This window comes from Pseudomonas oryziphila (assembly GCF_003940825.1).
Classification (GTDB): Bacteria; Pseudomonadota; Gammaproteobacteria; order Pseudomonadales; family Pseudomonadaceae; genus Aquipseudomonas; species Aquipseudomonas sichuanensis.
This window is the reverse complement of record NZ_CP034338.1, coordinates 1,339,490-1,363,613: the sequence shown is the minus strand read 5'-3', so window position 1 is coordinate 1,363,613 and position 24,124 is coordinate 1,339,490. Positions and strand designations below refer to the sequence as shown.

General features: G+C 61.7%; 16 protein-coding genes, 2 tRNA genes and 3 rRNA genes. 5 read left to right on the top strand and 16 right to left on the bottom strand.

Annotation, left to right across the window (positions count from 1 at the left end):
* Positions 1–68: 68 nt before the first annotated feature.
* The 9 genes from EJA05_RS06460 to EJA05_RS06420 all read right to left on the bottom strand — a co-directional run bounded on the left by EJA05_RS06460 (position 69) and on the right by EJA05_RS06420 (position 10,680).
* Positions 69–2,084, bottom strand: coding sequence for a pyridoxamine 5'-phosphate oxidase family protein (locus EJA05_RS06460; protein ID WP_125857690.1), 2,016 nt, complete (start codon positions 2,082–2,084; stop codon positions 69–71).
* An 18-nt stretch (positions 2,085–2,102) separates the two neighbouring features.
* Complete coding sequence (locus EJA05_RS06455) at positions 2,103–2,732, bottom strand: glutathione S-transferase family protein (protein WP_125857689.1); 630 nt, start codon at positions 2,730–2,732, stop codon at positions 2,103–2,105.
* Between the two features lie 132 nt (positions 2,733–2,864).
* Positions 2,865–3,419, bottom strand: coding sequence for a UPF0149 family protein (locus EJA05_RS06450; RefSeq protein WP_125462934.1), 555 nt, complete (start codon positions 3,417–3,419; stop codon positions 2,865–2,867).
* A gap of 141 nt (positions 3,420–3,560) precedes the next feature.
* On the bottom strand, positions 3,561–5,204 hold the full coding sequence (locus EJA05_RS06445) for an acetolactate synthase large subunit (protein ID WP_125462933.1): 1,644 nt from the start codon (positions 5,202–5,204) through the stop codon (positions 3,561–3,563).
* A 290-nt stretch (positions 5,205–5,494) separates the two neighbouring features.
* Positions 5,495–5,610 (bottom strand): 5S ribosomal RNA (gene rrf / locus EJA05_RS06440).
* Between the two features lie 133 nt (positions 5,611–5,743).
* Positions 5,744–8,636 (bottom strand): 23S ribosomal RNA (locus tag EJA05_RS06435).
* Between the two features lie 245 nt (positions 8,637–8,881).
* A tRNA-Ala gene (locus EJA05_RS06430) sits at positions 8,882–8,957 on the bottom strand.
* A 24-nt stretch (positions 8,958–8,981) separates the two neighbouring features.
* Positions 8,982–9,058 (bottom strand) — tRNA-Ile (locus tag EJA05_RS06425).
* 85 nt (positions 9,059–9,143) lie between these two features.
* Positions 9,144–10,680: ribosomal RNA gene (locus tag EJA05_RS06420) — 16S ribosomal RNA — on the bottom strand.
* The 16S, 23S and 5S rRNA genes sit together here with 2 tRNA genes alongside, the layout of an rRNA operon.
* 559 nt (positions 10,681–11,239) lie before the next feature.
* Here EJA05_RS06420 and EJA05_RS06415 point away from each other — a divergent pair.
* Positions 11,240–12,121, top strand: a complete 882-nt coding sequence (locus tag EJA05_RS06415) for a formate/nitrite transporter family protein (RefSeq protein WP_125462932.1) — start codon at positions 11,240–11,242, stop codon at positions 12,119–12,121.
* Here the strand turns inward: EJA05_RS06415 and EJA05_RS06410 are convergent, their stop codons facing one another.
* Positions 12,122–13,216 carry an MBL fold metallo-hydrolase gene (locus EJA05_RS06410; protein WP_125857688.1) on the bottom strand — a complete coding sequence of 365 codons (1,095 nt, stop codon included), beginning with the start codon at positions 13,214–13,216 and terminating at the stop codon, positions 12,122–12,124.
* 126 nt (positions 13,217–13,342) lie between these two features.
* On the opposite strand from EJA05_RS06410, the gene EJA05_RS06405 reads away from it, so the two are divergent.
* Both EJA05_RS06405 and EJA05_RS06400 read left to right on the top strand, forming a co-directional pair.
* A complete protein-coding gene (locus tag EJA05_RS06405; RefSeq protein ID WP_125857687.1) occupies positions 13,343–14,419 on the top strand; it encodes a diguanylate cyclase in 1,077 nt (358 codons plus the stop codon).
* Positions 14,420–14,470: 51 nt separating this feature from the next.
* Positions 14,471–17,053 (top strand): bifunctional diguanylate cyclase/phosphodiesterase, encoded by a 2,583-nt coding sequence (locus EJA05_RS06400; RefSeq protein WP_125857686.1) that lies wholly within the window; start codon positions 14,471–14,473, stop codon positions 17,051–17,053.
* Between the two features lie 7 nt (positions 17,054–17,060).
* Here EJA05_RS06400 and EJA05_RS06395 read toward each other — a convergent pair whose 3' ends face one another.
* Positions 17,061–17,381, bottom strand: coding sequence for a DUF2025 family protein (locus EJA05_RS06395; protein WP_125857685.1), 321 nt, complete (start codon positions 17,379–17,381; stop codon positions 17,061–17,063).
* 104 nt (positions 17,382–17,485) lie between these two features.
* A complete protein-coding gene (locus EJA05_RS06390) occupies positions 17,486–18,397 on the bottom strand; it encodes a LysR family transcriptional regulator (RefSeq protein ID WP_125857684.1) in 912 nt (303 codons plus the stop codon).
* A gap of 115 nt (positions 18,398–18,512) precedes the next feature.
* Between EJA05_RS06390 and EJA05_RS06385 the strand changes: the two genes are divergently transcribed.
* Positions 18,513–19,271 carry an SDR family NAD(P)-dependent oxidoreductase gene (locus EJA05_RS06385; RefSeq protein WP_125857683.1) on the top strand — a complete coding sequence of 253 codons (759 nt, stop codon included), beginning with the start codon at positions 18,513–18,515 and terminating at the stop codon, positions 19,269–19,271.
* On the opposite strand, the gene EJA05_RS06380 is transcribed toward EJA05_RS06385, so the two are convergent.
* Entirely contained in the window at positions 19,268–20,047 is a 780-nt protein-coding gene (locus EJA05_RS06380) for a LysR family transcriptional regulator (protein WP_125857682.1), read from the bottom strand. The two genes, EJA05_RS06385 and EJA05_RS06380, sit on opposite strands and share 4 nt — an antisense overlap.
* A 101-nt stretch (positions 20,048–20,148) precedes the next feature.
* On the opposite strand from EJA05_RS06380, the gene EJA05_RS06375 reads away from it, so the two are divergent.
* Positions 20,149–20,877 carry an SDR family oxidoreductase gene (locus tag EJA05_RS06375; RefSeq protein ID WP_125857681.1) on the top strand — a complete coding sequence of 243 codons (729 nt, stop codon included), beginning with the start codon at positions 20,149–20,151 and terminating at the stop codon, positions 20,875–20,877.
* Positions 20,878–20,971: 94 nt separating this feature from the next.
* Here EJA05_RS06375 and EJA05_RS06370 read toward each other — a convergent pair whose 3' ends face one another.
* The 3 genes from EJA05_RS06370 to EJA05_RS06360 are packed head-to-tail and all read right to left on the bottom strand — an operon-like array spanning position 20,972 to position 24,034.
* Complete coding sequence (locus tag EJA05_RS06370; protein WP_125462923.1) at positions 20,972–21,841, bottom strand: efflux RND transporter periplasmic adaptor subunit; 870 nt, start codon at positions 21,839–21,841, stop codon at positions 20,972–20,974.
* An 11-nt stretch (positions 21,842–21,852) separates the two neighbouring features.
* Positions 21,853–22,059, bottom strand: coding sequence for a DUF1656 domain-containing protein (locus EJA05_RS06365; protein ID WP_125857680.1), 207 nt, complete (start codon positions 22,057–22,059; stop codon positions 21,853–21,855).
* Positions 22,046–24,034, bottom strand: a complete 1,989-nt coding sequence (locus EJA05_RS06360) for an FUSC family protein (RefSeq protein ID WP_125857679.1) — start codon at positions 24,032–24,034, stop codon at positions 22,046–22,048. Before EJA05_RS06360 ends, EJA05_RS06365 begins: the two co-directional genes overlap by 14 nt.
* Between the last annotated feature and the right edge of the window lie 90 nt (positions 24,035–24,124).

Sequence of the window (24,124 nt, the reverse complement as noted above, 5' to 3'; positions counted from 1 at the left end):
GCATAGCTTGGGTTCATACGGACTGTGTGGGAGCCGGCTTGCCGGCGATAGGGCCGGTGCGGCCAGCCTCACAGCTCCAGCACCAACGGCTGCGCACCGTCCTCCGGCTGGGCCGGCACCGCGCAGCAGATCAGTACAGTGCCGCTATCGGGCAGCTCGGCAGGCGGGTTGGGGTAATGCACCTGACCGCTGACCACGCGGGTTTTGCAGGTACCACAGGAGCCGCCCCGGCAACTGAAATCCGGTGACAGGCCTCGGCGTTCTGCCAGCTCCAGCAGCGTGCCGCTGTCGGGTGCCCAGCGGGCTTCCTTGGCGGAGCTGGCGAAGTACACCGGCACCGGCTGAGTGGCGGCCGGGGGCTGTTGCAGCACGGGTTGCCGGTCGTCAGTGTGGCGGCGCAAGGTCGAGGGGCCGAACGCCTCGGCGTGGATGCGTACGTCGGGCACATGCAGCGCACGCAGGCCTTCGTACAGGTCCTGGGTGAAACTGGCCGGGCCGCACAGGTAGAAGTCGTAGTCGTCCAGCGCCAGTACGGCCTTGATCTGGGTGATGCCCAGACGGCCAGCGAACTCGAAATCGCGGCCAGGCACGGCATCGGCTTCGGGCTGGCTCAGGGCGCGGTGGATAGCCAGCAGGTCACCGGCCTGCTGCTTGAGTGCGGCGAGTTCCTGCCGGAACGGCAATTCGGCCAGGCTGCGCCCGCCGTGGAACAGGTGGATACGCCTGCCCTGCCCGCTGCTTAGTTGCTCGCGAAGCATGGCCATCAGCGGTGTGATGCCGACCCCGGCGCCGATCAGCACCAGGGGCCGCTGGCTCTGTTGGTCGAGGGTGAAATTGCCCATGGGCAGGCGCACCTGCAGCACGTCACCGACCTTCAAGCGCTCATGCAGGTGTCGCGAAGCCGGGCCTTGGGCCTTGACGCTGATGCGCAGGTAACCGTCGGAGGGCGCGCTGGAAAGGCTGTAGGTGCGCACCAGCGGAGCCTCGCCGTCGAGTTGCAGGCGCATGGGGATGTGCTGCCCTGGGGCAAAGGGCACGGGCTTGCCATCATCGGGCTGCAGATAGTACGAGCGGATGTCGCGGCTCTCCTGTTCTATTCGCCCCACCCGCCAGGCCAGCCACTGGCGCTGCCGTTCACGCTGTTGCAGGCGCTGCTCGGCCTCGGCCCAGGTGCCAGTCGCCAGGCTGGTCGGGGCATATTCCTGGAAGGCCCAGCGCAGCGACAGCGCTGCCGGGCGCAGCACCACCTGCTCGACGTCCAGCGCCCAGAGCCGTTCGGCGCCTTCGAATGCACTGATCAGCGGGCTGTCGAGCATCACCTCGGTGCGGCCGGACAGCTGCAATACATTGCCGGTAACGAAATCGACGAACAGCAGGCCGGCAACCGGGTTCACCAGCAGGTTGCCGAGGGTATTGAAATGCAGGTTGCCGGCGTAGTCGGGGATGGTCAGCCGGTTGCCTTCGACCTTGACGAAACCTGGGCGGCCGCCGCGATGGGACACGTCCACCGAGCGCCGGCCATCGTCATGTTCGACGTAACTGGCAACGAAGAAAGTGTCGGCGCCTTCAATCATCGCCCGGGTTCGAGCATCGAGTGCCGATGCATCCTGGCGCCCCTGTGAGGGCGCATCGACACGGGTGTATTCGCGCAACTGAATGTACTGCGGGCAGTTGCCGAACGATTGTTCGACCGCCACCTCCAGCAGCCCCCCTGCGACGCGGCGGGCCTGGCCGTTGAGGCGATTGCGCCGGCGGGTGTGCAGTTCGATCCCCAGCAGGCCGATGGCGCCACCCTGGGCCAGGCCAGGCGTGGCGGGATCGTCGCTGGCCAGCTCAGTGTCGATCAGCAGTTGCTTCGGATCGGGCGAACTGACGAAGCCTTCCGGGCCTTCAAGCAGGGTTGCCCAGGGTTTACCCTGCGCATCCACGGCACCGGCCACGATGAACGGCAACTGGTGGTAGAACACCCGATGCTGGTCAGGCATATGGTCGCGAATGACTTTCTGCCCGAACGCCTCCATGCGCTCGGCAACGCCGACCTGCTCCTGCAGTCGTTTTTCACCTTCGTGCCAGGGAGAGCGCATGGCGGCATTCCTCAGGGGTTACAGCGTGGTCTGCAGGCCGATGACCGTGCGCGGCATCGGCACGAACCCTGGCAGCGCTTCGATGCGGGCAAGCCAGGCGCGCACATTCGGGTAGGGTTCCAGCGACACATTGCCCTCTGGCGCGTGGGCGATGTAGGAGTAGTTGGCGATATCGGCGATGGTCGCCTCGCTGCCCACCAGGAACGGGCGCTGGGCCAATTCGGCATCGATGACCTTGAGCAGGGTGTGGGCGCGGCCGATGACTTCGTCGGTGTTGAACGAGGCGCCGAATACCGTGACCAGCCGTGCGGCGGCAGGGCCGAAGGCCAGGGGACCGGCGGCCACCGACAGCCAGCGCTGCACGCGGGCTGCATCGATCGGGTCCTGGGGCAGCCAGCGTTCACCGCCGTAGGCCTTGGCCAGGTACACCAGAATCGCGTTGGAGTCGGCGATCACGGTGCCGTTGTCGTCGATTACCGGCACTTGGCCGAACGGGTTGAGGGCGAGGAAATCGGGTTGCTTGTGCGCGCCTTTGGCGAGGTCGACGAACACCAGTTCGGTGGGCAGGTTCAGCAGCGACAACATCAGCTCGATGCGGTGGGCATGGCCGGACTTGGGGAAGTTGTAGAGTTTGATCGGGGTTGGCATGTGCTTGGCTCCGGATCAGCGCCGGGAGTGGCGCTGCTGGAGAACATGCTGCACTGGATCGGTTGGCAGCAGAATGAGTGCCGCAAGCAATCCAGTATTTCGGCAGGTGGAATAATCAGCCCCGCGAAGGCCTTAATGACGCTGCTGTTTCTGATACTGGTACAACCCTCGCGCCGCCTCCACTACCTGCGGCACACAGGCCTGGAGTTCATCGAAACTCATCGAGTCGAGCAACTCGAAGTTGTCTTCCAGGCCATGCAGCGAGATGGCCTTGAGGAGACGGTCCTGCTCCGGCGGCAGCGCGCTCCATTCGGCGACTTGCGTGCCGCGCATGTAGCCGAAGCACCACTCTTCGAGAATGATCGCCGGCCCTCCTTCATCCTCGCTCTCTTCGAACAATGGCTCGAAGTCGGCAAGGTTGTCGGCCAGTTCTTCCGCGATCTGGCTGGCGTAGCGCAGCATCAGCGCGGTGTAGGCCTCTTCATGGGCGGGCTTCTTGAATTTCGGGACCTTGCCGCCTGAAACTGCAGGCAGCCACGTTTCCGGATTGACCTGAATCGGCGAGCTGGCCAGGGCGGTGAACAAGCCATTGAGCTCGGCCAGGTTGATGACCGAATAGTCGTTGCCGTAGGTGATCAGCAGGTCTTCGAGGCGGTCGAGTTCTTTTTCGCTGAGCGGGGGGAGCATGGGTGGGGTGTCCTGGGAAAGGAAATTTGGGTGAACCCTAACACATGGAAGTAGCGGCTTATAAACGATCGCGGGGCAAGCCCGCTCCCACGTGTGTGACAACGTGGGAGCGGGCTTGCCCCGCGATGAGGGTGCTACGGTTTAGACCGCCAGCGCGCGCTCACGCAGCTCGCTGTTGAGGATGCGGTCATTCTCGCTGTAGTCGACCGGGCAGTCGATCACGTGCACGCCCGGGGTCTTGATGCAGTGCTCCAGCAGTGGCAGGAAGCCTTCGGCGCTTTCCACACGGTGGCCGTTGGCACCGTAGGCTTCGGCGTATTTGACGAAGTCCGGGTTGCCGTAGTCCAGGCCGAAATCGGTGAAGCCCATGTTGGCCTGCTTCCAGCGGATCATGCCGTAGCCGTCGTCGCGCAGGATCACCACGGTCAGGTGCATGCCCAGACGGACTGCGGTTTCCAGCTCCTGGCTGTTCATCATGAAGCCGCCATCGCCGCACACCGAGATCACCGGGCGGTCCGGGTACACCAGGTGCGCCGCCATGGCCGACGGCAGGCCGGCGCCCATGGTCGCCAGGGCGTTGTCGAGCAGCACGGTGTTGGGCTTGTGCGCCTTGTAGTTACGGGCGAACCAGATCTTGTAGATGCCGTTGTCCAGGGCAACGATGCCTTCGGACGGCAGCACGCGACGGATGTCGGCGACCATGCGCTGCGGGTAGACCGGGAAGCGGTTGTCGTCGGCGCCTTCGGCGATCTGCGCTTCGTTGGCTTCGCGGATGGCCAGCAGGCGGGTGAAGTCCCAGTGGCTGGTGTCGGTCAGGGCTTCGCTGATCTGCCACACGGCGTTGGCGATGTCGCCGATCACTTCCACCTGTGGGAAGTACACGGCGTCCACTTCGGCGGAGCGGAAGCTCACGTGGATCACTTCGGTGCCGCCACGAACCATGAAGAACGGTGGTTTCTCGATCACGTCGTGGCCGATGTTGACGATCAGGTCGGCGGCTTCGACGGCGCGGTGCACGAAATCGCCGGAGGACAGCGCGGCGTTGCCCAGGAAGCGTGGGTGACGCTCGTCGACCACGCCTTTACCCATCTGGGTGGTGATGAACGGGATGCCGGTCTTGTCGATCAGTTGCTTGAGGACCTTGGCGGTCATCTTGCGGTTGGCGCCGGCGCCGATCACCAGGATCGGGTTACGGGCGTTCTTCAGTTTCTCGACGGCGGCTTCGATGGCCACGTGCTCGGCCAGCGGGCGGCGGTGCAGGCTGCGCGGGATCGGCAGCGCGTCGGTCTGTTCGGCAGCGATGTCTTCCGGCAGTTCCAGGTGCACGGCACCCGGCTTCTCTTCTTCGGCCAGGCGGAAGGCTTCACGCATGCGGGCCGGGATGTTGTCGGCCGAGGCGAACTGGTGAGTGTACTTGGTGATGGGGTCCATCATGCCGCACACGTCGATGATCTGGAAACGGCCCTGCTTGGACTTCTTGATCGGCTTCTGGCCGGTGATCATCATCATCGGCATGCCGCCGAGGTAGGCATAGGCGCTGGCGGTCACCAGGTTGGTGGCGCCGGGGCCGAGGGTCGACAGGCTGACGCCGGTCTTGCCGGTCAGGCGGCCATAAGTGGCAGCCATGAAGCCTGCGGACTGCTCATGGCGGGTCAGTACCAGCTTGATCTTCGATTTGCGCAGGGACTCGAGCAGGTCGAGGTTCTCCTCGCCGGGGATGCCGAACACATACTCGACACCTTCGTTTTCCAGGCATTGCACAACGACATCGGCGGCCTTGGCCATTTTGCTTCTTACCTCAGTGTATAGGGCGGTGGAGGTCCAGAAATGCGCAGCACGGTACGCTGGCATCGCTCTGTCCGGGTGCGAGGATTGCCCCGAACCTAAGTCTTGACGCAGGGTCGGTGCGGGAAAGTCACGTCATCGGACGGTAATAATTGTCGCACCCCTGGCGCCGCCTGCAGAGCTATCGGAGGCGCAAAAGACCTTTGCCTTGACCCGAGGTTGGAAGGATTAAAAGCCGGAAAAGACAAAACCCCTACCTGCATGCGCAGATAGGGGTTTTGCGAAATGAATCTTGACGATGACCTACTCTCACATGGGGAAACCCCACACTACCATCGGCGATGCATCGTTTCACTACTGAGTTCGGGATGGGATCAGGTGGTTCCAATGCTCTATGGTCGTCAAGAAATTCGGTTGCCCAGAATGTCTTGTGAACACTCTTGGCTAATTCGGATATGTGATTTGTGATGTTGCGAACTTTCGGGTCTTTCGTCTTCACCACCACAATTCGGCTTACGCGCAAATTGCTTGGGTGTTATATGGTCAAGCCTCACGGGCAATTAGTATTGGTTAGCTCAACGCCTCACAGCGCTTACACACCCAACCTATCAACGTCGTAGTCTTCGACGGCCCTTCAGGGGATTCAAGATCCCAGTGAGATCTCATCTTGAGGCAAGTTTCCCGCTTAGATGCTTTCAGCGGTTATCTCTTCCGAACATAGCTACCCGGCAATGCCACTGGCGTGACAACCGGAACACCAGAGGTTCGTCCACTCCGGTCCTCTCGTACTAGGAGCAGCCCCTCTCAAATCTCAAACGTCCACGGCAGATAGGGACCGAACTGTCTCACGACGTTCTAAACCCAGCTCGCGTACCACTTTAAATGGCGAACAGCCATACCCTTGGGACCGGCTTCAGCCCCAGGATGTGATGAGCCGACATCGAGGTGCCAAACACCGCCGTCGATATGAACTCTTGGGCGGTATCAGCCTGTTATCCCCGGAGTACCTTTTATCCGTTGAGCGATGGCCCTTCCATACAGAACCACCGGATCACTAAGACCTACTTTCGTACCTGCTCGACGTGTTTGTCTCGCAGTCAAGCGCGCTTTTGCCTTTATACTCTACGACCGATTTCCGACCGGTCTGAGCGCACCTTCGTACTCCTCCGTTACTCTTTGGGAGGAGACCGCCCCAGTCAAACTACCCACCATACACTGTCCTCGATCCGGATAACGGACCTGAGTTAGAACCTCAAGGTTGCCAGGGTGGTATTTCAAGGATGGCTCCATGAGAACTGGCGTCCCCACTTCAAAGCCTCCCACCTATCCTACACAAGCAAGCTCAAAGTCCAGTGCAAAGCTATAGTAAAGGTTCACGGGGTCTTTCCGTCTAGCCGCGGATACACTGCATCTTCACAGCGATTTCAATTTCACTGAGTCTCGGGTGGAGACAGCGCCGCCATCGTTACGCCATTCGTGCAGGTCGGAACTTACCCGACAAGGAATTTCGCTACCTTAGGACCGTTATAGTTACGGCCGCCGTTTACCGGGGCTTCGATCAAGAGCTTCGCTTGCGCTAACCCCATCAATTAACCTTCCGGCACCGGGCAGGCGTCACACCCTATACGTCCACTTTCGTGTTTGCAGAGTGCTGTGTTTTTAATAAACAGTCGCAGCGGCCTGGTATCTTCGACCGGCATGGGCTTACGGAGCAAGTCCTTCACCCTCGCCGGCGCACCTTCTCCCGAAGTTACGGTGCCATTTTGCCTAGTTCCTTCACCCGAGTTCTCTCAAGCGCCTTGGTATTCTCTACCTAACCACCTGTGTCGGTTTGGGGTACGGTTCCCAGTTATCTGAAGCTTAGGAGCTTTTCTTGGAAGCATGGCATCAACCACTTCGCGCTCTAAAGAGCACTCGTCATCAGCTCTCGGCCTTGAGATCCCGGATTTGCCTAAGATCTCAGCCTACCACCTTAAACTTGGACAACCAACGCCAAGCTGGCCTAGCCTTCTCCGTCCCTCCATCGCAATAACTGGAAGTACAGGAATATTAACCTGTTTTCCATCGACTACGCTTTTCAGCCTCGCCTTAGGGACCGACTAACCCTGCGTCGATTAACGTTGCGCAGGAAACCTTGGTCTTTCGGCGTGGGAGTTTTTCACTCCCATTGTCGTTACTCATGTCAGCATTCGCACTTCTGATACCTCCAGCAAGCTTCTCAACTCACCTTCACAGGCTTACAGAACGCTCCTCTACCGCATCACCAAAAGGTGATACCCGTAGCTTCGGTGCATGGTTTGAGCCCCGTTACATCTTCCGCGCAGGCCGACTCGACTAGTGAGCTATTACGCTTTCTTTAAAGGGTGGCTGCTTCTAAGCCAACCTCCTAGCTGTCTAAGCCTTCCCACATCGTTTCCCACTTAACCATGACTTTGGGACCTTAGCTGACGGTCTGGGTTGTTTCCCTTTTCACGACGGACGTTAGCACCCGCCGTGTGTCTCCCATGCTCGGCACTTGTAGGTATTCGGAGTTTGCATCGGTTTGGTAAGTCGGGATGACCCCCTAGCCGAAACAGTGCTCTACCCCCTACAGTGATACATGAGGCGCTACCTAAATAGCTTTCGAGGAGAACCAGCTATCTCCGAGCTTGATTAGCCTTTCACTCCGATCCACAGGTCATCCGCTAACTTTTCAACGGTAGTCGGTTCGGTCCTCCAGTCAGTGTTACCTAACCTTCAACCTGCCCATGGATAGATCGCCCGGTTTCGGGTCTATACCCAGCGACTAAAGCGCCCTATTAAGACTCGCTTTCGCTACGCCTCCCCTATTCGGTTAAGCTCGCCACTGAATATAAGTCGCTGACCCATTATACAAAAGGTACGCAGTCACCTAACAAAGTAGGCTCCCACTGCTTGTACGCATACGGTTTCAGGTTCTATTTCACTCCCCTCTCCGGGGTTCTTTTCGCCTTTCCCTCACGGTACTGGTTCACTATCGGTCAGTCAGTAGTATTTAGCCTTGGAGGATGGTCCCCCATATTCAGACAAAGTTTCTCGTGCTCCGTCCTACTCGATTTCATTGATAAGAGATTTTCGTGTACGGGGCTATCACCCACTATGGCCGCACTTTCCAGAGCGTTCCACTAATCTCAAACCAACTTAAGGGCTGGTCCCCGTTCGCTCGCCACTACTAAGGGAATCTCGGTTGATTTCTTTTCCTCAGGGTACTTAGATGTTTCAGTTCCCCTGGTTCGCCTCTTGCACCTATGTATTCAGTACAAGATAACCAGCTTATGCTGGCTGGGTTCCCCCATTCAGAGATCTCTGGATCACAGTCTGTTTGCCGACTCCCCAAAGCTTATCGCAGGCTACCACGTCTTTCATCGCCTCTGACTGCCAAGGCATCCACCGTATGCGCTTCTTCACTTGACCATATAACCCCAAGCAATCTGGTTATACTGTGAAGACGACATTCGCCGAAAATTCGCATTTCGCTCAATTAAGAGCAGAACTCACAAATTTTACCTTAGCCTGATCACACACCAGTGAAAGTGCATGTCAGTCTATCTATCACATATCCGAATTTTTAAAGAACGATCTGACAAAAGTCAGAAATCAACATTCATTGCCGAATGTTCATTTCTAAGTTCTGAGCAGTGCTGCGAAACCTGAAAGAGTGGTGGAGCCAAGCGGGATCGAACCGCTGACCTCCTGCGTGCAAGGCAGGCGCTCTCCCAGCTGAGCTATGGCCCCATTTGACCAGCCGCACCAAGTAATTGGTAGGTCTGGGCAGATTTGAACTGCCGACCTCACCCTTATCAGGGGTGCGCTCTAACCAACTGAGCTACAGACCTATACAGGGTCGCGTTACAGCATCGTCTTTACACAATGAATCAAGCAATTCGTGTGGGAGCTCATCAGCAGGCTGATGTCGTCGATTAAGGAGGTGATCCAGCCGCAGGTTCCCCTACGGCTACCTTGTTACGACTTCACCCCAGTCATGAATCACACCGTGGTAACCGTCCTCCCGAAGGTTAGACTAGCTACTTCTGGTGCAACCCACTCCCATGGTGTGACGGGCGGTGTGTACAAGGCCCGGGAACGTATTCACCGCAACATTCTGATTTGCGATTACTAGCGATTCCGACTTCACGCAGTCGAGTTGCAGACTGCGATCCGGACTACGATCGGTTTTGTGAGATTAGCTCCACCTCGCGGCTTGGCAACCCTCTGTACCGACCATTGTAGCACGTGTGTAGCCCAGGCCGTAAGGGCCATGATGACTTGACGTCATCCCCACCTTCCTCCGGTTTGTCACCGGCAGTCTCCTTAGAGTGCCCACCATAACGTGCTGGTAACTAAGGACAAGGGTTGCGCTCGTTACGGGACTTAACCCAACATCTCACGACACGAGCTGACGACAGCCATGCAGCACCTGTGTCAGAGTTCCCGAAGGCACCAATCCATCTCTGGAAAGTTCTCTGCATGTCAAGGCCTGGTAAGGTTCTTCGCGTTGCTTCGAATTAAACCACATGCTCCACCGCTTGTGCGGGCCCCCGTCAATTCATTTGAGTTTTAACCTTGCGGCCGTACTCCCCAGGCGGTCAACTTAATGCGTTAGCTGCGCCACTAAAATCTCAAGGATTCCAACGGCTAGTTGACATCGTTTACGGCGTGGACTACCAGGGTATCTAATCCTGTTTGCTCCCCACGCTTTCGCACCTCAGTGTCAGTATCAGTCCAGGTGGTCGCCTTCGCCACTGGTGTTCCTTCCTATATCTACGCATTTCACCGCTACACAGGAAATTCCACCACCCTCTACCATACTCTAGCTCGCCAGTTTTGGATGCAGTTCCCAGGTTGAGCCCGGGGCTTTCACATCCAACTTAACGAACCACCTACGCGCGCTTTACGCCCAGTAATTCCGATTAACGCTTGCACCCTCTGTATTACCGCGGCTGCTGGCACAGAGTTAGCCGGTGCTTATTCTGTCGGTAACGTCAAAACAGCAAGGTATTAACTTACTGCCCTTCCTCCCAACTTAAAGTGCTTTACAATCCGAAGACCTTCTTCACACACGCGGCATGGCTGGATCAGGCTTTCGCCCATTGTCCAATATTCCCCACTGCTGCCTCCCGTAGGAGTCTGGACCGTGTCTCAGTTCCAGTGTGACTGATCATCCTCTCAGACCAGTTACGGATCGTCGCCTTGGTGAGCCATTACCTCACCAACTAGCTAATCCGACCTAGGCTCATCTGATAGCGCAAGGCCCGAAGGTCCCCTGCTTTCTCCCGTAGGACGTATGCGGTATTAGCGTTCCTTTCGAAACGTTGTCCCCCACTACCAGGCAGATTCCTAGGCATTACTCACCCGTCCGCCGCTGAATCGAAGAGCAAGCTCCTCTCATCCGCTCGACTTGCATGTGTTAGGCCTGCCGCCAGCGTTCAATCTGAGCCATGATCAAACTCTTCAGTTCAATACTGCTTGGGTTTTTAAGAAACCCTAAACTTGGCTCAGCAACCTCAAATGACTATGTGATTTCTCGCATGGCCACTTGTGATGCTGATAATCTTTTTGACTATCAGTCCGTACTCACAAGCACCCACACGAATTGCTTGATTCAATTTGTTAAAGAGCGTTTGGCTAAGAGCTTTTCGTCTCAACCGAGGCGCGCATTCTACGCTTTCCTCATTGGCTGTCAAGCGTTTATTTTGAAGTTCTTTCCGAGAAACTCGTTTAGCTTCAACCGCTTAACTCGCTGCGATCTCTCGTAGCGGGAGGCGAATCATACAGCGTTACAACCTGCTGTCAACCGCCTTGTTGAAGTTGTTTTTCGAAGCTGCTTCTTTCAAAACACCTTCAACTTCAACAACTTACTGCTTCCTTCGCTGCGTTCAACGCTGCGAGGAGGCGAATAATACGCGCTTTGAACTCAGAGTCAACACCTTGATCTTGAAAAACTTTCTGACCGCGCCTGGCAACTATTGCCCGCCCCTTCCGCTCTGTAGATAAACCCCCTGCGGAGCCTGGCAATCATGAGCGATGCACAAAGCGACAAGACCCCTGGCCTGTCGGCGGACGAAGAGCAGGAAGCAAGCCACAACCAGCCACCCCGCGCGGCAGTGCTGCACGAGATCATCCGCTCGCAGGGTGATCAGGAGCTCGAGCGCACACTCGCCGCACTGTGGTGGTCAGCATTGGCAGCCGGCTTGACCATGGGCCTGTCATTGATGGCGATGGGCTTGTTCTACGCCCGACTGCCCGAGGGCGACAGCGCCCAAGTGATCGCCAGCCTCGGTTACAGCGCAGGCTTCCTGGCAGTAATCCTCGCCCGCCAGCAGCTGTTTACCGAAAACACCCTGACTGCCGTGCTACCGGTGATGACCACCCCTACCCTGGCCAACCTCGGCCGCCTGTTGCGGCTATGGACCATCGTCCTGCTCGGCAACCTGGCCGGCACCCTGCTGGTAGCCTGGGTGATGCTCGAACTGCCGATCTTCGACAGCAAGACCGATATCGCCTTCCTCGACGTTGGCCGCAAGGTCATGGAAAACGACCTCAGTCAGATGTTCGCCAAGGGCATCGTCTCGGGCTGGATGATCGCCACCATGGTATGGATGATCCCGTCCATGGAGCACGCCAAGATCTGGATCATCCTGATGATCACCTACCTGATGGCGCTGGGCGACTTCACCCATATAGTCGTGGGCTCGGTCGAGGTGTCCTACTTGGTCTGGGCCGGCGAAGAAACCTGGCGCACCTTCTTGCTCGACTTCGCCCTGCCCACCTTGGCCGGCAACATCATCGGCGGCAGCTTCATCTTCGCCTTGATCAGCCATGCCCAGGTGCGCAGCGACAGCGGCAAGCCACCCTCGCAGCTATTAAAGAAAGAGAAACCGCCGGCAAACCAAAACTAGCTAGCGCGCAGCTACCGCCCGCTGGGCAGACTTGCCCTGCCGCCGCAACGGCTGCGGTCGCCACCAGTTCTGCCCGGCGTGGGGCGAGTCGAGGCTGACCCGCTCGCCCATCTGCGGGGTACTCAGTTGCACCTGCGCGGCATTGGCCAACGCCAGGATGCGCTCGAAGGGCTCTTCCCAGGCATGGATGGAAAGGTCGAAAGTGCCATTGTGAATCGGCAGCAACCAGCGTCCTCGTAGGTCCAGGTGCGCCTGCAGGCTCTGCTCGGGCTGCATGTGTACATTGGGCCAGGCCAGGTTGTAGGCACCCGTTTCCATCAACGTCAGATCGAACGGCCCATAGCGTTCACCGATTTCACGAAAACCGTCGAAATACCCGGTGTCACCGCTGAAGAACAATCGCAGCCCCTCATCGATCATCACCCAGGACGCCCACAACCGACGGTTGCTGTCGAACAGACCGCGCCCGGAAAAGTGCTGCGCAGGCGTAGCGACAAAACGTATCCCTTCGATTTCGACCTGCTGCCACCAGTCCAGCTGCCGCACCTTGGCCGCCGGCACTCCCCATTCGATCAGCAGGTCGCCAACGCCCAGCGGTGCGAGGAAGTGCTCGGTGCGTGGCGCCAGGCGGCGAATCGCGTCCTCATCAAGATGATCGAAATGATCGTGGGAAAGGATCACCGCCGTCAGCGCTGGCAAGTCATCAAGCGCCAGCGGTGGCGCGTGGAAGCGCAAGGGGCCGGCCCACTGCACAGGCGAGGCGCGTTCGGCAAACACCGGGTCGGTAATGAAGAAGCGCCCGCGCAGCTTGAGCAACACCGTGGAGTGGCCCAGCCGCCACAAGCTGTGGTCTGGTGCATCGAGCACCTGCTGACGGGTCATGGGCTGCAGGCCTGGTGCAGTGGCCGGGCGAGTCTCGGGCGGCTTGCGCAGCAACAGGTACTTGAACCCGATACGCAGCTTCTTCCACACACCGTCCTTGGGCAGTTCGGCCTGGTTATGGAAGCGCCCGTCCAGGTGCGGTGCTGGCTCGCCAGCCGATGAAGCCATGGGTGCCATGAGCAGGAACACTCCAAGCAGCAAGAAAGCCTTCATGTTACTCCACGGGGGTCGCATCAACCGTGAATTGGCTTGCAAGGCCATTCTTAGCCCATGAATGATTGTTCAACAATATTCATACAACTTATGCGATAAACGGCGCTCATCAGAAGAACCACAACCATGATCGACAACCGCAGCGGTAAGGGACTTTCTTTCGTCAGGCGTATCTACCTGCCGCGCATCATCGGTCTGGGTATCGGCCTGTTCAGTGTCATGGCCGCCGTCGCGCCGTTGCAGTTACCGCATTGGGCCTGGGCTTTGCTGCTGTTCAACGGCATCGCCTGGCCGCACCTGGCGTACCAGTGGGCACGTCGCTCGCCCACCCCTTACCAGGCCGAACAACGCAACCTTGTGCTCGACTCGATGATGGGTGGCTTCTGGACCGCAGCCATGCAGTTCAACCCACTGCCCAGCGTCACCATCCTGTCGATGATGACCATGAACAACGTCGCCGCCGGGGGCAAGCGCATGCTGCTGCGCGGTCTGCTGGCCCAGGCCGGCGGCATGGTGCTGGCCAGCGCCCTGCTCGGCACCGGCCTGCAGACGCAGGCCACACCCTTGCAGGTCCTGGCCTGCCTGCCGATGCTCACCCTCTATCCGTTGGCATTAGGCTGGGTCTGCTACCAGCTGGCGATCAAGCTGGCCGAGCACAAGCGCCGGCTCAGCGCCCTGAGCCGCACCGACAGCCTCACCGGCCTGCTCAACCACGGCTCATGGAAGGACCTGCTGCTGCTCAGGTTCCAGGCCTGCCAGCAGCAACAGTTGCCTGCCGTGATTGCCCTGATCGACATCGACCACTTCAAGGCCATCAACGACACCTACGGCCACGTGGTCGGCGACTGCGTGCTGCGCCAGCTCAGCGAGGCACTCACGCGCAACCTGCGCGACGACGACCAGGCCGGGCGCTATGGTGGCGACGAGTTCTGCGTGATCCTCCCCGGCGCTGAACAGGCCCAGGCCTGCCAGGCCATGGAGCGCCTGCGCGAACAGGTCGCGGCCTATCGCAACCCACAGCTTCCGGACCTGCGAATCAGCCTGAGCATCGGCCTGTCGGCCTTCCACCCTGGCCTGCACACACCCGAGCACTGGCTGCAGGAAGCCGACCAGGCGCTTTACGCCGCCAAGCATCAGGGCCGCGACCAGGTCAATTTCGCCCGCGGCGAAGTCACGCCGCTCAGGCTGGCCTATCCTGACTGAACCTTCCTCCAGCCCCTGGGCGAAGGCTGCAGTTCAAGGAGCCGAACGCGCATGGACAGGAATGTCGACCGCTCTGCCACCCGCCTCACCTCTCATCTGCAGGTACGCCGCCTGGTCGGCGGTTTCTGCGCCCTGTTCGGCCTCGCCTGCCTGATAGCCCTTGGCGCCCTGTTCAACATTGCCGCCACCCTGGACCGCCAGGAGCAGGAGCGCAGCAGCTTCCACGCCACCCAGGCACTGGAGCAAAGGCTGCTGGCCTCACGCCAGTTCCTCTCCAGTTACGCGGTATGGGATGCCGCCTACGAGCACCTGGCCGGCAAAGTCGACTGGCAATGGGCCTATGAAGAGAAGAACGTCGGCGAATCGCTATACAGCGCCAGCGGTTACGAAGGAGTGTTCGTGGTCGAGGATGGCGGCACCACCTACGCCCTGTTCAAGGGCAAACCCACCGACTCACCCGCCACCGCCTACCTGGACGCGCCGCTCGCGCCGATCCTCGCACAAGCGCGCCACGCTGCGCCGGCCCGTGAACAGATCACCCAGTTCGTGCGCTTCAACGGCTGGCCGGCGGTGCTCAGCGCCGCCGCAGTACGCCCAGACAAGGACGTGCTCGAAGGCGAGGTCCGCCAGGCACCGGTGATGCTGTTCATCGACCAGTTGACCGAGGCCAAGCTCACCCAGCTTGGCGAGGGCGCCGGCCTGGCCGGCATGCGCCTGGAGAAAAATATCGCAGGCGCCCGTCAAAAGCCGCACATCGACCTTGCCGACACCGGCTATCACCTGGCCTGGAACAGCCCACAACCCGGTCGCCAGTTGCTCTGGGCCTTCCTGCCACCGCTGCTTGGCGTGCTGCTGGTGATGGGCCTGGTGTTGCTGTACCTGTTCCGCCATGCCTTGCGCAGCTCCCGAGCCATCGACCAGAGCCTGTTGCGCCTGCAACAGAGCAACCAGGCACTGGAAGCCAGCGAACAGCGTTTTCGCGCCGTCGCCGAAGCCGCATCCGACTGGATCTGGGAAACCGACCGACATCACCGCCTGACTTATCTGTCACAACGCTTCGTCAATGTCACCGGCTACCGCATCGAAGACTGGCTCGGCCAGCCCCTCAACCAACTGCTGTCCTGCGACACCACACCCCTGCTGCCCTGGCTCGACACCCAGACCGACAGCGACCCGCAGCAAATGGCCAACCTGCGCTGCACCTACTACGACCCCAACGGGCAAAGCCGCTATTGCCGGATCTCGGCGCGCTCGATCCTGTTCGACGGCCGCCTCGCCGGCTTTCGCGGCACCGCCAGCGACATCACCGACGAAGTCGCCGCCCATGCACGCATCCAGCACCTGTCGATGCATGACGCTCTCACCGGCCTGGCCAACCGCAACAAGCTCTCACGCCACCTGGAGCAGGCCCTGCTGCGTGGCAATGACAGCCCTCCCCTGACCCTGCTGCTGCTCGACCTGGACAGTTTCAAGCTGATCAACGACTCCCTGGGCCATGCCGCTGGTGATGCGGTACTGCAGGAAGTCGCCGCGCGCTTGCGCGATGCCACTCGCGACGACGACCTGGTGGCCCGCCTGGGCGGTGACGAGTTCGTCCTGGTGCTGCATGGCCTGGACAACCGCAACGAAATCGACCGCTTCTGCGCCCGCCTGATCGAGCGCCTGCAACAACCGATCCTGTTCGACGAACAGCCCTTGCACATCGGCGCCAGCCTGGGCATCGCCCAGACGCGCGCCCAGGGCTTCGATGCCGGCGAGCTGATCCGTTGCGCCGACATCGCCCTGTACCAGGCCAAGGCCGACGGCAAGAACACCTGGCGCTACTTCTCGCCAGAAATGAACCAGCAGATCCAGTACCGTCGCCAACTGGAGAACGACCTGCGACGCGCCATCAAACAGCACGAATTCGTGCTGCACTACCAACCGCGCTATCGCCTGGACGACCTGCGCATCGTCTCGGTCGAGGCGCTGCTGCGCTGGCAGCATCCCCAGGAAGGCCTGCTCGGCCCCGACACCTTCATCCCCTTGGCCGAACAGAGCGACCTGATCGTCCCGCTTGGCCGCTGGGTGCTTGGCGAAGCCTGCCGGGCCGCCCGCGACTGGCCCGACGAACTGCTGGTATCGGTCAACCTGTCCCCGGCACAGTTCTCCCGCAGTGACGTGGTGGCCGACGTGCGCGAAGCCTTGCTGCAAACCGGTTTCCCGGCCCAGCGCCTGGAGCTGGAGATCACCGAGAACGTCATGCTCAACGACATCGAAGGCGCCCTGGGCACCATGCTCGCGCTCAAGGAGCTGGGCGTGCGCCTGAACATGGACGACTTCGGCACCGGCTACTCATCGCTGGGCTACCTGCGCACCTACCCCTTCGACAGCATCAAGATCGACAAACGCTTCATCGCCGGCCTGAACAACCAGAGCGGCAATGACCGGGCCGTGGTCCAGGCGATCATCAACCTGGGCAAGGCCATGGGCCTGACCGTCACCGCCGAAGGCGTGGAAACCGAGCAGCAGCTCAAGGCGCTGGGCAAGGACCGCTGCCATGAGGTGCAGGGCTACTACCTGAGCCGCCCGGTGGACCGTGAAGGCTTCGAGGCGCTGCTGGCAGGGCATGAGCAGCGCCACGATGCCGGCTGAGGCGGGCTCAGCGCAGGCGCCGATCGGCAACGATTTCCGGCAGGTCGGTGCGCCGCAGGTACAAGCGCAGCGGCTCGCCGATATTCAGCCGGTCATCCACATGCTGGTCGAGCAGCAACGCCAGGCGCTCGCGGCACAAGGCCATGCGCTGTTCGGCTTCGGGCCGCCAGACGAATTCGCTGCAAGGGGTGATGCTGGCGTCGGCCACGTCCATGCCGAAGGCGTCTTCAGAGAAACGCACGATATGGGTGCCGCGCTTACCGTGGAAACCGACGAAGCCCTTGAGCTGATCGGCGGCGTTGCAGATGTCCTGGGAACTGATGGCCATGACGTAACCTCGCAAAAAATTCGGAAGTGACGCACGCCGGGCGGGAACGGTTGCCTCTGGCGGGCAACGCGCGGAGGCCAGCCTACCGCAATTGCCAGGGATTTTCAGCCCGGCGGCGGATCGACCTGCGACGCCAGCAACGCCGCCAGCCAATTCATGAACGCCTGGACCCGCCGCGGCACATGGCGCTGCCGCGCATACAGCAGCGACACCGGCATGGCCGGTGCCTGCCACTGCTCGAGCAGCGCGACCAGTTCGCCACGCTGCAGGTGCTCGGCAACGCCCACCGCCGGTACCTGGATCAGCCCGAGGCCCGCCAGGCAGGCGGCGGAATAGGCCTCGGCGTTGTTGACCGTCACCACCCCGGCCATGGCCTGGAAGCGCAGTTCGCCGCCGTGCAGGTACTCGAAGCCCTGGCTGCGCGCCCCAAGGCTGCGCACGTAGTGGACCAGCCGGTGCCCCGCCAGGTCTTCGAGCCTGCGCGGCACGCCGTAGCGTTCGAGATAGGCGGGGCTGGCGCAGTTGCGCATGCTCAACTGCCCCACCGGCCGGGCGACCACGTCCAGGTCGCTCAAGGCACCGATGCGCATCACGCAATCAAAGCCCTCGCGCAGCAGATCCACCTGGCGGTCGGTACAACTGATCTCCACTTCAAGCCGTGGAAAGCGCTCGAGGAACTGTGGCAAGGCCGGCACGATGACCCGCCGCGCCATCATGGTCGGCAAGTCGATGCGCAGGCAGCCGGCAAGCTCGGCATCGTCGGCGCGGAACAGGCTCTCGATCTCGTCCATCCCCGACAGCAGGTCCTTGCTGCGCTCGTACAGCAGCACCCCATCCTGGGTGGCCTGCACCCGGCGCGTGGTGCGGTTGAACAAGCGCGTGCCGAGCAGTTGCTCCAACACCCGCACCTGCTCGGAGACGGTCGAACGCGGCAGCCCCAGGCTGTCGCCGGCCAGGGTGAAGCTACTCAGCTCGCTGACCCGGACGAATGTGCGCAAGAGCTCCAGCTTGTTCATCCGCCACCTCATTTGTCCTGAAAAGACGAACAGTATTTCCGGTTTCGCTGGATTTAACAGCCATCGACCGATCAATAACCTGTCCGTAACAGCCATCGCCCATGAGGTAACCGACATGACTCGCAAGATTGCCCTGATCACTGGCGCCAGCCGCGGCCTGGGCCGCAACACTGCCCAACACCTGGCCGCCCGCGGCATCGACATCATCGGCACTTACCACAGCAAGGCCGACGAGGCCCAGGCCGTGGCTGCCACCCTGCAAGCAGCCGGTGTACGCGCCGCCATGCTGCAACTGGATGTCAGTGACAGTTCGAGCTTCGCCGCCTTCGTCGAGCGCCTGGGCGACACCCTGCAGCAGCAGTTCGGCAGCAGGCAGCTGGACTTCCTGGTGAACAACGCCGGGATCGGCTTGAACGTCCCCTTCAGCGACACCAGCGAAGCACAGTTCGACCAGCTGCTGAATATCCAGCTCAAGGGCCCGTTCTTCCTGACCCAGCGCTTGCTGCCGTTGCTCGCCGATGGTGGGCGCATCGTCAACATCTCCACTGGCCTGACCCGCTTCGCCCTCCCCGGCTATGCCGCCTATGCGGCGATGAAAGGCGCGATGGAAGTGCTGACCCGCTACCAGGCCAAGGAACTGGGTGCCCGTGGCATTCGCGTCAACATTCTTGCCCCGGGCGCCATCGAGACCGATTTCGGCGGTGGCGTGGTGCGTGACAACCCGCAGGTCAACGACTTCATCGCCGGCAATACCGCCCTGGGGCGGGTCGGAGTGCCCGACGACATCGGCGCGGCCGTCGCGTTGCTACTCGAAGACGGTAACGGCTGGATCACCGGGCAACGCCTGGAAGTCTCCGGCGGTATGTTCCTTTAACCGCCACCCAGTGCCTGGTGCAGGCTGGCCAGTGCCGGCAGCCGCAGGGCCTCGCGGGTCAGGCACAGGCCGATCCGGCGGCGCAACGCCAGCCCGGGGCCAGGCTGCCAATACACCCCAGGGTGGCGCTCGGCCAACGACTGCGGCAGCCACGCCGTGCCCAGGCCTGCAGCCACCATGGCCAGTGCCTGTTGCAGCGAAGCGGCCTGCCCCACCTGCTCGCCTTCGCCATAAGCGGCCATCAGGCGTTGGTGAGAGGGGTGCTGCGGGCAACTGATCCAACGCCCATCCGGTTGGCTACCGGTGGCCGACACCAGCACGAAAGCCTCCTCCCACAGCGGCAGGAACAACTCGTCCTCGCAGCGCTGCTCCTCGTCGGCCAGCCGCGCATCGCCGGCGCAACCTTCGAGCAAGGTCAGTTGCAGCCGCTCCACCGCCTGGTTGGCCAGGCGCACACAAGCCTCGACCTGGGCTGGCGCGATATCCGCCTCGATCCCCAGCGTCAGCGGCACCTGTTCGCGCCCCTGGCGAAAACGCAGGCGCAGGGCATCGGCCTCGGCCACCATGCGACAGGCCTGGGCATACAGTGCACGGGCCTGCTCGGTGACCTCGACGCCACGGGCCTGGCGTACGAACAGCTCGGCCCCCAGGTCCTCCTCCAGCTGGCGAATGGTCACCGACAGCGTGGGCTGGGCCACACACAGGCGCTGGGCGGCTAAGGTGATGTTGCGTTCCTCGAACACCGCGATGAACGCCTTGAGATGACGGATATCCATAGTTGAAACCGATGCCAGCCAAAGAAAAAAGCCGTTTTTCAAGGTTTGCAGCGCTACCTAGAATTTCGACCATCGAAAACGATTATGCCTCGGAGGCCATCATGCACAAGCCCCTCATCATCATCACCGGCGCCAGTTCCGGCATCGGCGCCGCCACTGCCCGCCTGTTCGCCGCCGCCGGCCACCCGCTGCTGCTGATCGCCCGGCGCCTGGAGCGCTTGCAGGCGCTGGCCCTGCCCAACTGCCTGTGCCGCGCCGTGGATATCCGCGACCGCGCGGCGCTGGTGGCCGCCGTACACGAGGCCGAAGCCTTGCATGGCCCGGCCGATGCGCTGGTGAACAATGCCGGGGTGATGCTGCTGGGGCAAATGCACGAGCAGGACCCGGAGCAGTGGGAGCGCATGTTCGACATCAACGTCAAAGGCCTGCTCAACGGCGTGCACGCGCTGGTCGGCGGCATGCGTGAGCGTCGGCACGGCACCTTGATCAACGTCAGCTCCGTGGCCGGACGCAAGACCTTCCCCAACCATGTGGCCTATGTCGGCAGCAAGTTTGCCGTGCACGGCCTGTCGGAGAACCTGCGCGAAGAACTGGCGCCGCACAACGTGCGGGTGGTGACCATCGCCCCGGGCGCGGTGGAAACCGAGCTGCTCGGGCATACCACCGATGAGGGCATCAAGCGCGATTATCAGGCATGGAAAGCCAACGACATGGGCGGCGTGGTGCTGGCAGCGGAGGATGTGGCGGGGGCGATCCTCTGGGCGTACCAACAGCCGCAGCAGGTGTGCATTCGCGAGATCGTGCTGGCGGCGACCGCGCAGCAGCCTTGATGCAAGCAGCCCATCGCGGGGCAAGCCCGCTCCCACGTGTTGGCTTAACCGAACACGTGGGAGCGGGCTTGCCCCGCGATGGCTGCCGATGCGTTTACCGCTCGACCTGATCCTCACGCACCTGCACGCTTGCGGTCATCCCTGCACTCAGGTTCACCCCCTCGGGGATCTGGTCCAGCTGTATCCGCACCGGGATACGCTGCGCCAACCTCACCCAGTTGAAGGTCGGCTCCACCTCCGGCAGCAATTGCCCGTCAGGCGTCGAGTTGCGGTCGGTGATACCGCGGCTGATGCTCTGCACATGCCCGTTCATCGCCTCACCCGCCCCCATCAGCCACACCTTGACCGGGTCGCCGACGCGAATGCGCGGCAGCTTGGTCTCTTCGAAGTACGCCTGGATATAGAAAGTGGCATCGTCCACCAGCGCCATCACCGATTGCCCGGTAGTGACGAAGTTACCCTGGGCCAGGCGCAGGTTGGTGATGTGCCCGCTGCGCGGCGCGCGCACTTCGCTGCGGGCCAGGTTGATCTTCGCCACCTTCAGCTGGGCCTCGGCCTCGTGCAGCTCGCCCCGGGCAACGGCCGCATTGATCTGGGCGTTCTCGCGCAGCTCGGCGCTGATCGCTTCCGGCCCCAGGGCCGTGCGGCGCGCGGCTTCGCGCTCACGCAGGCGCACTTGCTGGGTACGGGTCTCGACCACCGCAGAGGCCTGGTCGAAGGCAGCCTGGAAGCGCTCGCGGTCGATGGTCATCAGCAGGTCACCGGCCTTGACCTGCTGGTTATCCTGCACCTTCAGCGCACTCACCCAACCGGACACATCAGGGGCAATCACCACCACATCGGCGCGCACCCGGGCATCCCGGGTCCAGGGGGTGAGCATGTAGTACTGCCAGAGCTTGAAGCCTGCGAAGACGGCGAGGATTACCACACACAAAGTGACCAGAGCACGTACGGCTGTACGCATGAACTTACTCCTTAAAGTGGACCTAGCGAACGCACCACCAGGTACAGGACACAAACGAACAATGCCGTATCGAACAGCGCCTCGTGCCAGATCCAGCGCCCCAGCGGCGTGGCCCGCACAACAAAGCGCAGCAGCCCGGTCAGCAGCAGCGCCAGCACTACATAAATCAGAAACGGGCTGAGCAGCACGCCACCCAGCGCCCATTCACGCAGCCCCATGGGCGTCCTCCTGCCAACGGCACCATTTGCCCCAGCTCTTGCGCAACTGCAGTACAGCGCCCTCGGCCAGGCGTAGCGCATCGCTGGGCGGTTGACCCTGCAGGGCCTCGATGAATTCTGCGCTGGCGGCATCCAGGCGCGCGCCTCGGCCCGGCGCCGGTCCGCTCGCCAGGACCGCCTCAAGTTGCTGCAGGTACTGGCGCTCGGCGTTGGCCAAGGGCGCCTGGGCCACGGCCAGGCACATACGCAGGTGCACCAGTTCGTCGCCGATATCCAGGCTGTGCAGGCCCTCGTCCCAACGCTGGCGCTCGGTCTGGGGCAACTCACTGGCATGCCGCGCCAACTGCATCAGGCGGTCGGCCATGCGCCCGCCAAACCAACTGTCGGCACCGCGCAGGTCGCGCCGGGTCAGGCGCACCAGGTCGCCCTGGGTGGCCGCACGCAAGCGCCGGCCCAGCCAGGCCGGGTGACGCAGCACCAGCAGGCGGAACGCCAGTACCGCGGCGCTCACGCCTATCAGCATGGCCAGCGCACTGTTGAGCATGCTCGCCACATCGAAATGCATGGCATTGAGCGGCGCCACCAGCACGATGAAGTGCAGGCAATAGGACGTGGCGGTAGCGCCGGTGCGCGGATGGGCCATGCCCAATGCGCCAAGGAACAGCGGTACGCCCATGCCCAGGCAGAGCATGGCGAAGCTGCTCCATTGCGGCAGCAGGATCTGCCCGACCAGGAACGCCGCCGGCACCGCCAGCAGGATCCCACGCAAGAAGCTCAGGCCGATCTGCGCGCCGTTCTCGCGGCTGGCGAACAGGCTGCAGACCACACACGTCAGCACCAGCCCGCCCGGCGCCGAGGGCCAGGCGGTGGCCAGCCAGAAACTGCTCATCACCAGAAACGCCAGGGCACTGCGTGAGCCGAACAGCAGGGCCAGGGACAGGTCGCGGTGCGCCGCCAGGCTTTGCACCTGCTCTTTGGGTGCCCGACCCTGCTCCACATCGGCGAGCGCCTGGGTGGCCGCCATGGCGTAGTCCAGCAGCAACGCCAGGCGCGCCAGACAGTAATGCTCGGCGGAGCTGATCCGCGTGTCCTGGGCGGCATCCCACACCCGTTGGCGCAACACCAGCAGGCTGGCCTGTTCGGGGCTGGCCAGCAGGGTGCGCACCTCATCCAGCCATGGCGCCAGGTGCCCTGCCTCGATTTCATCGAGCTGGCGCCACTGCCGGCGCACCGAGCGCGAGATGCGCAGCAACACCATCAACTTCTGGCTCAGCCCCTGGATCGCCTTGGCCCGCTGGCGACCGAGTCTGCCTTCGAACCAGGCATGCTCGCGCTGGGCGTCGATCGCCACGATGCGCCCGAGGCTTTCCAGCAACCCTTTGCGCGCTTCATCCTCACCGCCCAGCATGGCGCTGGCCGCCTGCAGCCCGTTGTGCCAGGCCTGCCGCGCCTGGCCTGCCAGTTGCTGCTCGACCCGCATGGGCCAGATCAGCGCACTGCTGGCGGTGGCGCAACAGATGCCCAAGCAGATCTCGGTACAACGCGCCACCGCCTGGTCGAACACCTGCAACGGGTGGTCGATCGCCGGCAGCGCAATGATCGCCACGGTGTAGCCGGCCAGCACGAAGGCATAGGCCCAGGCGCTGCGCAACTGGGTCGAAGCGGCGGTACACAGGGCCAACCATAGCGCCAGCGTCAGCAGGAATAGCCAGGGCGTCTGGGCGAACACACCGATGAACACCACCGACATGAAGGTACCGACCAGCGTGCCGGCCAACCGTGCCAGGCCCTTCTGGATCACCATCCCCGACAGCGGCTGGGCGACGATGAACGCAGTCATCAGCGCCCAGGCCGGCTGCTCCAGGCCCCAGCGCATCGCCAGCCACAACGCCAGGCCACCGCCAAGCAGGGTCTTGATGGCGAACTTGAGCGCGAGGCTGCTGGGGGCGAACAGGGCCTGGAAGGTGATGGGCACGAATCGGACCTTGCGGGAGCAGACGGTATGAGAAGAACGATAGACAACTGGGGGAAGGATAAAGCGCAGACGATTAATTAGCTAGCTAAT